General features: G+C 54.2%; 12 protein-coding genes. 4 read left to right on the top strand and 8 right to left on the bottom strand.

The window, feature by feature from the left end:
• Positions 1 to 3: 3 nt before the first annotated feature.
• Genes CGL_RS03575 through CGL_RS03540 form a run of 8 tightly spaced genes read right to left on the bottom strand, consistent with a single transcriptional unit; the run spans position 4 to position 6,775 of the window.
• Positions 4 to 798 (bottom strand): thioesterase family protein, encoded by a 795-nt coding sequence (locus CGL_RS03575; protein ID WP_011013840.1) that lies wholly within the window; start codon positions 796 to 798, stop codon positions 4 to 6.
• A 58-nt stretch (positions 799 to 856) separates the two neighbouring features.
• The gene (locus CGL_RS03570; RefSeq protein WP_011013839.1) at positions 857 to 1,312 is read right to left on the bottom strand and encodes a YdcF family protein; all 456 of its coding nucleotides are present in this window, start codon (positions 1,310 to 1,312) and stop codon (positions 857 to 859) included.
• A complete protein-coding gene (gene purE, locus CGL_RS03565) occupies positions 1,312 to 1,809 on the bottom strand; it encodes a 5-(carboxyamino)imidazole ribonucleotide mutase (RefSeq protein WP_003858249.1) in 498 nt (165 codons plus the stop codon). The genes CGL_RS03570 and purE overlap by 1 nt, the downstream gene beginning before the upstream one ends.
• 58 nt (positions 1,810 to 1,867) lie before the next feature.
• Positions 1,868 to 2,227 carry a hypothetical protein gene (locus tag CGL_RS03560; protein ID WP_011013838.1) on the bottom strand — a complete coding sequence of 120 codons (360 nt, stop codon included), beginning with the start codon at positions 2,225 to 2,227 and terminating at the stop codon, positions 1,868 to 1,870.
• A 37-nt stretch (positions 2,228 to 2,264) separates the two neighbouring features.
• Positions 2,265 to 4,151: a potassium transporter Kup gene (locus CGL_RS03555; RefSeq protein ID WP_011013837.1), complete on the bottom strand. Its 1,887-nt coding sequence runs from the start codon at positions 4,149 to 4,151 to the stop codon at positions 2,265 to 2,267.
• Between the two features lie 39 nt (positions 4,152 to 4,190).
• Positions 4,191 to 5,354 carry a 5-(carboxyamino)imidazole ribonucleotide synthase gene (locus CGL_RS03550; protein ID WP_011013836.1) on the bottom strand — a complete coding sequence of 388 codons (1,164 nt, stop codon included), beginning with the start codon at positions 5,352 to 5,354 and terminating at the stop codon, positions 4,191 to 4,193.
• A 56-nt stretch (positions 5,355 to 5,410) separates the two neighbouring features.
• A complete protein-coding gene (locus tag CGL_RS03545; protein ID WP_003863611.1) occupies positions 5,411 to 5,899 on the bottom strand; it encodes a hypothetical protein in 489 nt (162 codons plus the stop codon).
• A 9-nt stretch (positions 5,900 to 5,908) separates the two neighbouring features.
• On the bottom strand, positions 5,909 to 6,775 hold the full coding sequence (locus CGL_RS03540; RefSeq protein WP_011265607.1) for a biotin--[acetyl-CoA-carboxylase] ligase: 867 nt from the start codon (positions 6,773 to 6,775) through the stop codon (positions 5,909 to 5,911).
• Positions 6,776 to 6,886: 111 nt separating this feature from the next.
• Between CGL_RS03540 and CGL_RS03535 the strand changes: the two genes are divergently transcribed.
• The 4 genes from CGL_RS03535 (at position 6,887) to CGL_RS03520 (ending at position 11,342) form a co-directional block, all read left to right on the top strand.
• On the top strand, positions 6,887 to 8,518 hold the full coding sequence (locus CGL_RS03535; RefSeq protein ID WP_011013833.1) for an acyl-CoA carboxylase subunit beta: 1,632 nt from the start codon (positions 6,887 to 6,889) through the stop codon (positions 8,516 to 8,518).
• A 340-nt stretch (positions 8,519 to 8,858) separates the two neighbouring features.
• Complete coding sequence (locus tag CGL_RS03530) at positions 8,859 to 10,472, top strand: acyl-CoA carboxylase subunit beta (protein WP_003863615.1); 1,614 nt, start codon at positions 8,859 to 8,861, stop codon at positions 10,470 to 10,472.
• Positions 10,473 to 10,495: 23 nt separating this feature from the next.
• Positions 10,496 to 10,744 (top strand): acyl-CoA carboxylase subunit epsilon, encoded by a 249-nt coding sequence (locus CGL_RS03525; RefSeq protein WP_011013832.1) that lies wholly within the window; start codon positions 10,496 to 10,498, stop codon positions 10,742 to 10,744.
• A 4-nt stretch (positions 10,745 to 10,748) separates the two neighbouring features.
• Positions 10,749 to 11,342: a nucleoside triphosphate pyrophosphatase gene (locus CGL_RS03520; protein ID WP_011013831.1), complete on the top strand. Its 594-nt coding sequence runs from the start codon at positions 10,749 to 10,751 to the stop codon at positions 11,340 to 11,342.
• Positions 11,343 to 11,594: the final 252 nt, after the last annotated feature.

The following is an 11,594-nucleotide window of genomic DNA, read 5'->3' as shown; positions in this document are numbered from 1 at the left end:
AGGTCACTTGTTTAACTCAGCAATTGGGCGCACTGTCAATGATTGATTAAGCGTGCCCACAGGACCTTCGGCATCGTGAATCACCGACGTGGTCAAACCGATGCCGTTGGGTCCAAACGCCGCGCGGGTATCAAAACCCACCTTGGTGCCCACCGGCTGGCGGAACAGATGGAAAGTAAGATCCACGTTCGGGAACATCCAAGTCTTTGGATCTTCCCGAACCGCCACGCCATTGGCCACATCCAAGAATTTGGAAAACTCTGCCAAAGGCTCAGAATCTTCGCCGTCAACCAACTGCACATCGCCGGTAATCCACGCGCGGTTTTTGCCCGGAATTTTCTCAGCGTCCTCAACAAACACAATGCTGTCCATAAATCCACCAGACCACTGGAACGCTGACTTAACATCTGCCAGTTCAGTCATTGACGGCAACGCTTCAAAAGTATCGCCAGAAATATGGGCAAGATCAGAGGTCTTCAGCAACCAGGCGCGTGCACGAATCGTCACTCTGCCGTTGATTTCAGCCACGGTTTCAATAAGTTCAATGGTGCGCCCGGGACGAACGATCTCTGTTCTCAAGGTGACATCATCCCGAGCGATCTGGCCCAAGACCTCCAAACTAAAACGGCTGAACACCAAAGCATCGCCAACCACTTCCCTGCGCCAACGTTCCATATGGTGAATCACCAAACCGGCAACCGGTGCAAGGTGGAGTTCATCATCGCGCCACACACCGCTGGAATGCTCCGTTGGGCGGTACGTATCGTTTCCGTGCGCAATAAAATATGCAGTTGACATGCGAAAACCTCACTATCAGTAATTTTTTGAGGGATAGCTCATGGGGCTAGTTCTTAGGCTAGTTCTTTGGAGTTCGGATTTTTCGCCACAGCACTCGAAGTGTTGAATGCGGCAGTGCAAAACACTCTCTCATCGCCATCCCTAGGCGCTCAGCTGAAGGTGTACGAGCAGTGACCACCTTGATGGGAATCCCTAAATGCCAAGCCCATAAATAGGTGCGCCAGGCATGAAAGCCACTGGTCACAACAGTCCACTGTAGTGTGTCCGGAAATAATGCGTGGGCGTTTTCTAAATTCTCATTGGTGCTGGTGGCCCATGGTTCTTCCACAATGGTGGTCACTCCACGGGCGCGTAAATAATCTGCCATGGCGGCGGCTTCACCGAAACCGCTGACCACAACGGGTGCTTCTGGGGTCAAAGATGAGACCTCAATGGCCTTTTCCAGCCTTGAGGCCAAAAGGCCAGTGACTTGACCATCAACAACTTTGGATCCCAGCACCACGATCGGATTCATTAGCCGAGCAAGCGCTTCTTCAGTGCTTCGTCCTTGGCTTCAACTTCCTTCGCCATATTCTCTTGGTAATCGGCCATCTTCGTGACCAAAGAAGGATCACCAGCACCGAGAATACGAACGGCAAGTAGGCCTGCATTCTTCGCGCCACCGATGGAGACAGTGGCGACTGGAACGCCGCCTGGCATCTGGACGATGGACAGCAAGGAATCCAAACCGTCGAGATCCTTCAATGCGCGTGGAACACCGATGACTGGAAGTGGAGTTGCTGCAGCCACCATGCCTGGCAGGTGTGCAGCGCCGCCAGCACACGCGATGATCGTCTTGATGCCGCGCTCATGTGCAGTCTTTGCGTAGTTGAGCATCTTCTCTGGGGTGCGGTGTGCAGAGACAACTCCGACTTCAAAAGGAATGCCAAACTCAGCGAGTACCTCTGCAGCTGGCGCTACAGTGTCCCAATCCGAATCCGAACCCATGATCAAACCAACTAGAGGACCCACTGAAATTCTCCTTAAGCGCGAAAGTTACGTATCGGTTTATCAGTCTATAACAGGCCTTTTAAGCGTTAATCTGTCCATCAAAAGTGTTGGAGAAATGCTTGATCGCAGCCATTGCTGTCGCGGTGGGATACTGCGGGTGCATCTCACCGTTAACAGCTTTGACGGAACGCATGAGGGATTCTGCGATTGGAGGAGTAATGGTATCGAATTTCCACAAATCCACCACCACAAGGCTGATGTCCTGGTTGCTCATGACATCGGGGACATCGCCTAGAGCCCTGATAATGGATTTGGTGACCAGTGGCTTGTTCACGGGATGTGGTGCTTTTCCGGTGATGGAATCTTTCTCGCATTGGCACCAGCCAACCCCGAGTTCATCCATAACCCAGACCCATTCAACCAAAGGATTTTTCTTCATCGTTTTAGGCTAACTCAGTTGGCCAGCAACTGCCTGATTAAAGGTGCAGCTCTGTTCCAACCGTGATGGTTTTGCTTGGTTGCAATTTGAAAGACTCAGTTCGAGATGCCTGATTACGTTCCATCGAAAGATACAAACGATCACGCCAGCCAGCAATCTTTCCAGGCAACCTGCTCCGAAGAGTCAGGGCAGACAGGAAGTAGGTGGCGTTATCCCATGTTGGGTCAATGGCATGGAGATGCTCAGGCAGGTTCTGCTCATCAAAATAACCAAGGTGCAGATCAACTCGCACGACTCTGATCGGGGCGTGATGGAGCACTTCCATTTCCGCGCGTTCCTCTGGTGGCACGTGCGGAACGTGTTCTTGGACGATTCGAACGATCACGATCTCTCGGTATAAAAGCTTGAGGTCTTTCACGCAGCGAACCAATGACAACGGGACAGTATCGCTGGTGCCATGTGGAAATACTGCCACTTCGGCAACTTTACGCAGACCAATATTGTGTGGCTGATCGAGTTTCTCCAAGAACTTATCCATGGGAAGTTCCAGCTCTGCGCGTTCCTGATTGACGCGGTCACTTCCCCACTCCCAGGTCCGCATCACCACGATGAGCACGGCCGCAATAAGTAGTGGAAGCCAGCCACCGTCGTGAATTTTCGTGGTGTTCGAGGCGAATAGAAGTACTTCTGGAATACCGATGAGCACAATGAACAGCGCTGTTTTCCACCATGTGGTGTGAACATAGATCAGATACAGGACGCTGACCAGCACCAAGGTTCCGGTCACTGCAAGTCCGTACGCGCTGGCGAGGCTTTCAGAGGATCGGAATACCAGCACCACAACCATCACGGATACAAACAGCAATCCATTAACCAGTGGCATATAGATCTGGCCTTCCTCTTTGCGGGAGGTATGCCGGATCACCATGCGTGGCAGCAGTTTCAAATTCACGGCCTGCTTGGTCAATGAATACGCACCAGAAATCACGGCCTGCGATGCGATCACCGTAGCGATGGTCGCCAAAATAACCAACGGAATCCGCAGACCTTCCGGCGCGAGATAAAACATGGGGTTGCGCACCGCTTCAGGCTGGTTGATCACCAAGGCGCCCTGCCCCAAATACGTCAAGATTAAAGCAGGCATGACGACGCAAAACCACGCCACTCTGATTGGCCTCGCCCCAAAATGGCCCATATCAGCGTAGAGCGCTTCCGCACCCGTTACTGTCAGGACAACGGCACCAAGCAGCACAAATGCTTGGAAAGGCTCAGCCACAATCAAGCGCAGGGCCCAATGTGGAGACAAGCTCTGCAAGATTTCTGGGTGCCCGATGATTTGCGGAATTCCCAATCCTGCAAGGGTGACAAACCACAGCAACATGATGGGGCCGAAGGCTTTGCCGACTTTTTCTGTACCGAGCGGTTGGATTGCAAAAATAGCGATCAGAACTGCGAGAGATACGGGCAGAATGAAGCGCTCAAAGCTTGGGGAGATAACCGTCAAGCCTTCTGTTGCGCTGAGAACAGAGATCGCCGGGGTGATCACCACATCGCCATAAAACAATGCGGCGCCCAACATGCCGGCTACTGCCACGAATTTTCCCCAGTGCCCACGGTTTTTCAGCAAAGCAACGAGCGCCAGGATGCCACCTTGTCCTTGGTTGTCAGCTCGGGTGACCAGCATGACGTATTTGACGGTGACGATCAAAGTGATGGTCCACAACACCATGGAGATGATGCCGTACACATTTTCCTGAGTGACTTCGACTTTGTTGTGCTGCATGCTGAATGCAGTGTGAAGTGAGTACAGGGGGCTGGTGCCGATGTCGCCGAACACAACACCTAGGGCACCGAGAGTGAGTAAAGCTTGTCCGGATTTTGGAGCGACTGATTTTGGCCGCGCACTTTTCATGCGGTTAAGCATGCTCCTTTGAGTGGAGAAATGCTAGCGCTCAGAAAAGACCTAATCCCAGCGAGCGTTGACAAGGAAGTATGCGCAGGCCAGGGCTTCGGCTCGGGTCTTTTCAAGGTCGGATCCCACCATGTTGACGTGGCCAATCTTTCGTCCCGGGCGATGTCCCTTGCCGTAGAGGTGAATCTTGGCATCTGGGTACTTGCGCCCCACTTCCACCATGCGGGTTGCCATGGGCATCTCTGGGTCGGTGTCGGCACCGAGCACGTTGGCCATCACGGTGTAATCAGCCAAAGTGTCGGTAGCACCCAGTGGGTAGTCGAGGACTGCGCGGAGGTGCTGCTCGAATTGGCTGGTCACGCAGCCATCTTGAGTCCAGTGGCCGGTGTTGTGTGGACGCATGGCGAGCTCGTTGACAAAGATCTCTGGCTGGCCGTTTTGGTCGAGGGTTTCAAAAAGCTCCACTGCCAAGACACCAGTGACGCCGAGTTCCGTGGCGATCTTCTGGGCCAATCCTCTGGTGGATTCCTGCAGTTCTGCGGATAGTTCAGGTGCGGGAGCGATTGCTTCTGCACACACACCGTTCTTCTGCACTGATTCTACGACTGGCCACGCTTTGGTTTCTCCACTTGGGGTGCGGGCAACCATGGCGGACAGTTCCCTGTTGAGGGCAACTTTCTTTTCTGCCATGAGTGGGGTGCCGCCGTCGAGAAGCTCTGCCACAAGCGACTGAAGCTCTGCTACATCGGCTGGGAACCATACGCCCTTGCCGTCGTATCCGCCACGGCGTGCTTTGAGGCAAACTTGGCCATCAACTGCTTCGAAGAATCCCACTGCATCTTCGACTGATTCAATGGCAGCAAATGGTGGGACTGGTGCGCCGAGTTCACGTAGACGCTTGCGCATGACAAGTTTGTCTTGTGCGTTGACCAGCGCTTCTGGGCGTGGCTGAACGTTGACGCCTTCTGCGATGAGTTGGTGCAGGTGTTCGTTGGGGACGTGCTCGTGGTCGAAGGTCATCACATCGGCGCCTTCGATGGCGACGCGCAGATCATCAATGTTGGTGTAATCGCCGAGAACAACATCAGCAGCTACTTGAGCTGCGGAGGAATCCGGCGCTCCAGCTAGAACTCGCAGTGATTGTCCGAGTTCGATGGCGGAGGTCTGCATCATGCGGGCTAATTGGCCGTCACCAATTACTGCGACGATGGGCATTCCTGGAGCGTGGGCTTGGTTTCCTGTAGAAGTCACAAGTCCTAACTATAACGCCTTCACCAAAATGTAAGATCTTTGAGCAGCGCTTCCACTTTTCGAGCCTTGGGAACCTGGTTGATTACATAGGGTCGGTGGTGTCCACCAACACCTAAGACCAGGGTGTTTCGCCGACGTTGGACTCGCTGAATGTAGCTCAGTGGAATGGAATCGAACCCGGTGCGCAGACCCGCGCGTCGGACCAGCAGTTTGCGGTCGCTCAAGATCACGCGGAGTCGACGTTGCCTTATTAAAGGAAGACCGAAACGCCATGCAGCAAGTACTGCCCACACACCCACTAGAAGATTGCGGGTGCCTTCGGGGAAGCTATCGGCGGGGTTGGTGCCATCGATTCCTGGAAGCTGATCCAAAAAGCCGATGCCCATCCAACAGATTCCAGTAATCACAATGAGTTCAAAAATGGGGAACAACATTGCGGATAAAGGAGATGTCAGATCGACGTGGATCCGGTCTCCCTCTGCAATATGTTTCTCAAGTGAATTCCCCATACCGTCACCTTACTGCAGGCGAAGGTGCGTAATTTCACCGGCGTTGAGGGTGTGAACGGTGCCCGAAGCATCGCGAACACGAATTTCTCCGCCAGTCGCGACACCGATCGCTTCACCTAAGAGTTCTTTATCCCCAGGTAGAAGCACTCGAACATCTTGGCCAATACTGGAACATACCGCACGGTAATCATCGAGCCAATCCACACTTGGACCCTGCCACTGGTCCAGTCGAGTATGCAGATGTGTGAGCATATTAATAAGGAATGTGGTTCTGTCGACTTCAACACCTTCCAATGCGAGGGAAGTTGCATGAGGAACAGGAAGCTCCTCTTTAGTCAGGCTGATATTAGTGCCCCAACCGATGACAACTGTTGGGGTGGAATCAAAGCCGGTGGCTTCCACCAGGATGCCGCAGAGTTTCTTGCCGTGGATTTGAACATCGTTGGGCCATTTCAGTCCGGCACCTTCCACACCGAGGTCATTCAACGCATCCATGACAGCGAGTCCCGCCGCGAGTGGAATAGTGCCAATCCGGTCCACTTGATCAATAGATAGTTGAACGAGCACAGACACGATTGTTTGGGAACCCTCAGGGGCAGACCACGGGCGGCCGAGTCGCCCACGCGCATGATCTTGAAACTCGACAGTTTTCACCGTCCAGTTTGGAGCGCCAGAACCTGCAAGTGCCAGCAAGTCAGCATTAGTGGAGCCTGTCACTTTTTCGTAAATGACCTGGCCAAAGTCACCGTTTTGGAGCAATTTTTCCTTCAGGAGCTCAACGTTTAGCGGCTCTCTGGATCGTGAAATGTCAACGTTCATGGAAGCCAATGTAGTGGGGTCGCGTCGAAAAGCGCGCTTTAAGGGCGACACGCCCAAAAAGTTTTACCTTTAAAAACTACCCGCACGCAGCACGAACCTGTTCAGTGATGTAAATCACCGCGGAAATATTGTGGACGTTACCCCCGCCTACCGCTACGATTTCAAAACATGACCATTTCCTCACCTTTGATTGACGTCGCCAACCTTCCAGACATCAACACCACTGCCGGCAAGATCGCCGACCTTAAGGCTCGCCGCGCGGAAGCCCATTTCCCCATGGGTGAAAAGGCAGTAGAGAAGGTCCACGCTGCTGGACGCCTCACTGCCCGTGAGCGCTTGGATTACTTACTCGATGAGGGCTCCTTCATCGAGACCGATCAGCTGGCTCGCCACCGCACCACCGCTTTCGGCCTGGGCGCTAAGCGTCCTGCAACCGACGGCATCGTGACCGGCTGGGGCACCATTGATGGACGCGAAGTCTGCATCTTCTCGCAGGACGGCACCGTATTCGGTGGCGCGCTTGGTGAGGTGTACGGCGAAAAGATGATCAAGATCATGGAGCTGGCAATCGACACCGGCCGCCCATTGATCGGTCTTTACGAAGGCGCTGGCGCTCGTATTCAGGACGGCGCTGTCTCCCTGGACTTCATTTCCCAGACCTTCTACCAAAACATTCAGGCTTCTGGCGTTATCCCACAGATCTCCGTCATCATGGGCGCATGTGCAGGTGGCAACGCTTACGGCCCAGCTCTGACCGACTTCGTGGTCATGGTGGACAAGACCTCCAAGATGTTCGTTACCGGCCCAGACGTGATCAAGACCGTCACCGGCGAGGAAATCACCCAGGAAGAGCTTGGCGGAGCAACCACCCACATGGTGACCGCTGGTAACTCCCACTACACCGCTGCGACCGATGAGGAAGCACTGGATTGGGTACAGGACCTGGTGTCCTTCCTCCCATCCAACAATCGCTCCTACGCACCGATGGAAGACTTCGACGAGGAAGAAGGCGGCGTTGAAGAAAACATCACCGCTGACGATCTGAAGCTCGACGAGATCATCCCAGATTCCGCGACCGTTCCTTACGACGTCCGCGATGTCATCGAATGCCTCACCGACGATGGCGAATACCTGGAAATCCAGGCAGACCGCGCAGAAAACGTTGTTATTGCATTCGGCCGCATCGAAGGCCAGTCCGTTGGCTTTGTTGCCAACCAGCCAACCCAGTTCGCTGGCTGCCTGGACATCGACTCCTCTGAGAAGGCAGCTCGCTTCGTCCGCACCTGCGACGCGTTCAACATCCCAATCGTCATGCTTGTCGACGTCCCCGGCTTCCTCCCAGGCGCAGGCCAGGAGTACGGTGGCATTCTGCGTCGTGGCGCAAAGCTGCTCTACGCATACGGCGAAGCAACCGTTCCAAAGATCACCGTCACCATGCGTAAGGCTTACGGCGGAGCGTACTGCGTGATGGGTTCCAAGGGCTTGGGCTCTGACATCAACCTTGCATGGCCAACCGCACAGATCGCCGTCATGGGCGCTGCTGGCGCAGTTGGATTCATCTACCGCAAGGAGCTCATGGCAGCTGATGCCAAGGGCCTCGATACCGTAGCTCTGGCTAAGTCCTTCGAGCGCGAGTATGAAGACCACATGCTCAACCCGTACCACGCTGCAGAACGTGGCCTGATCGACGCCGTGATCCTGCCAAGCGAAACCCGCGGACAGATTTCCCGCAACCTTCGCCTGCTCAAGCACAAGAACGTCACTCGCCCTGCTCGCAAGCACGGCAACATGCCACTGTAAATCGGCGAATCCATAAAGGTTCAAAAGAATTCAATAAGAATTCAATAAGAATTCAATAAGGGTTCAATAAGGGCCGTCTTAAATGATTGGGTGTAAAGAAATACCAATGAAAATTGGCAACTCTTTACACCCAATCTTTAAGACATGGGGGGTGGCGCTGGGCTAATATAACCGGTTAGCGAAACGATTAGTCCCTTGTTAGGGGGATTAACCCTCGAAGTGGGTCGTATTTTGGCGTTTGTATGTTCACACAAGAACCCTGCACAACGCCTTCAAAGTACGTCGACCACGACCAAGCGCATTATTCACTCTCACCCTTCAGGATTTAGACTAAGAAACCATGACTGCAGCACAGACCAAACCTGACCTCACCACCACGGCTGGAAAGCTGTCCGATCTTCGCTCCCGTCTTGCAGAAGCTCAAGCTCCAATGGGCGAAGCAACTGTAGAAAAAGTGCACGCTGCTGGCAGGAAGACTGCCCGCGAACGTATCGAGTATTTGCTCGATGAGGGCTCTTTCGTAGAGATCGATGCTCTTGCTCGTCACCGTTCCAAGAACTTCGGCCTGGATGCCAAGCGTCCAGTTACTGACGGTGTTGTGACTGGTTACGGCACCATCGATGGCCGTAAGGTCTGTGTGTTCTCCCAGGACGGCGCTGTATTCGGTGGCGCTTTGGGTGAAGTTTATGGTGAAAAGATCGTTAAGGTTATGGATCTTGCGATCAAGACCGGTGTGCCTTTGATCGGAATCAATGAGGGTGCTGGTGCGCGTATCCAGGAAGGTGTTGTGTCTCTGGGTCTGTACTCACAGATCTTCTACCGCAACACCCAGGCGTCTGGCGTTATCCCACAGATCTCTTTGATCATGGGTGCCTGCGCTGGTGGTCACGTGTACTCCCCTGCTCTGACTGACTTCATCGTCATGGTGGATCAGACTTCCAAGATGTTTATCACCGGCCCTGATGTCATCAAGACTGTCACCGGTGAAGATGTCACCCAGGAGGAGCTCGGTGGCGCTCACACCCACATGGCTACCTCCGGTACCTCCCATTACTCTGCTTCTGATGATTCAGATGCTTTGGATTGGGTTCGCGAGCTGACCTCTTATCTTCCATCCAACAACCGTGCGGAAACTCCTCGCCAGGAGGCCGACATCATGATCGGTTCCATCCAGGAAAACATCAACGATGTGGATCTGGAATTGGACACCATCATCCCGGATTCCCCGAACCAGCCTTATGACATGAAGGAAGTTATTTCCCGCATCGTCGACGACGCCGAGTTCTTCGAGATCCAGGAAGACTACGCAGAGAACATCCTGTGTGGCTTCGCTCGCGTTGAGGGCCGTTCTGTTGGCATCGTGGCTAACCAGCCAACCCAGTTCGCTGGCTGCTTGGATATTAAGGCATCTGAGAAGGCTGCCCGTTTCATCCGCACCTGCGATGCCTTCAACATCCCAATCCTTGAGTTCGTGGACGTTCCAGGCTTCCTGCCTGGCACCAACCAGGAATTCGACGGCATCATCCGCCGCGGCGCAAAGCTGCTTTACGCTTACGCTGAAGCAACCGTCGGCAAGATCACCGTCATCACCCGCAAGTCCTACGGCGGAGCGTACTGCGTGATGGGTTCCAAGGATATGGGCGCTGACCTCGTATTCGCTTGGCCTACCGCACAGATCGCCGTCATGGGCGCTTCAGGTGCTGTTGGATTTATCTACCGTAAGGAACTCAAGCAGGCTGCCACCGAAGGCAAGGACGTTGCTGAGGTCATGAAGGGCTACGAGCAGGAGTACGAAGAAACTCTGGTCAACCCTTATGTCGCAGCTGAGCGTGGCCTGGTTGATGCCGTTATCCCACCTTCTGAGACCCGCGGCCAGATCATTGAGGGTCTGCGTCTGCTGGATCGCAAGGTGGTCAATGTTCCTGCTAAAAAGCACGGTAACATTCCACTATAGAAACTGTTTTTTAAAGGAGAACCATGTCTGAAGAAACCACTCAGGACACCAAGGCTGCAGAGAAGCCTTTTCTGCAGATCGTATCTGGCAACCCAACCGATCAAGAGGTTGCTGCCTTGACCGTGGTGTTCGCTGGTTTGGCTAAAGCTGCCGCTGCACAGCAGATGGTGTCGGCAAGCAAGGACCGCAACAACTGGGGCAACCTGGATGAGCGTCTGTCTCGCCCGAACACGTTTAACCCCAGCGCGTTTCAGAATGTGAATTTCTTCTAGTTACATGCAGATCGTTCTGGCTTCGCAGTCCCCGTCCCGCCGAAGAATCCTCAATTCGGCGGGCGTCGAGCCCCTCATCCACCCAGCTGATGTTGATGAGGACGCGCTCCTTCACTCCCTCAACGGCTCTGCGCCGGAGGAGATCGTCCGCCAGCTTGCGCTGGCTAAAGCACAGGTGGTTGCGCCGTCCTATCCGGGCGACGTCGTCATCGGTGGCGATTCCATGCTGCTTATCGACGCCACCCTCCAAGGCAAGCCGCACACCCGCGAAGCCACCATCGAAAGATGGAAACAACAACGCGGCAACAAGGCCACACTGATCACCGGCCACGCCATCATCTTTGGCGATGAAGTGATCGTGGAGTCCTCCTCCACCAACATTCATTTCGCCGAGGCCAGCGATGTAGATATTGAGCGATACGCCGACTCCGGCGAACCCTTAGAGTGCGCAGGCGCGTTCACCCTCGAAGCACTTGGTGGTTGGTTCATCGATTCCATCGAAGGCGACCCCTCATCCGTGATCGGATTGTCTCTCCCCGTCGTGCGCCGTGCTTTGTACCGCCTCGGTTTCAACGCCAGCGACTTCTGGAACATGTAAACACTTTCCGCACCAAACAGGCGTGCCAAGATTTTCGATTCGTCGAGAGTTTTGGCACGCCTGTCTGGTCTGTCTCGAGTCCCCCACCAAACCACAGTGCCCACCAACGATGAATTCCCCATCCGTGGGCATCTGTGACCGGTATTGAGGCTCGGAAACCAAACACACATGCCCACGAACTCCCCTTTAGGGATTCGTGGGCATTCTCGTTTGGTCCGACGCTATGTCCGGCACTTATCCCCAAAGAAGTAG

The organism is Corynebacterium glutamicum ATCC 13032 (assembly GCF_000011325.1).
Classification (GTDB): domain Bacteria; phylum Actinomycetota; class Actinomycetes; order Mycobacteriales; family Mycobacteriaceae; genus Corynebacterium; species Corynebacterium glutamicum.
Note: the sequence above shows the minus strand (reverse complement) of the source record. Positions and strands in the feature narration are given on the sequence as shown.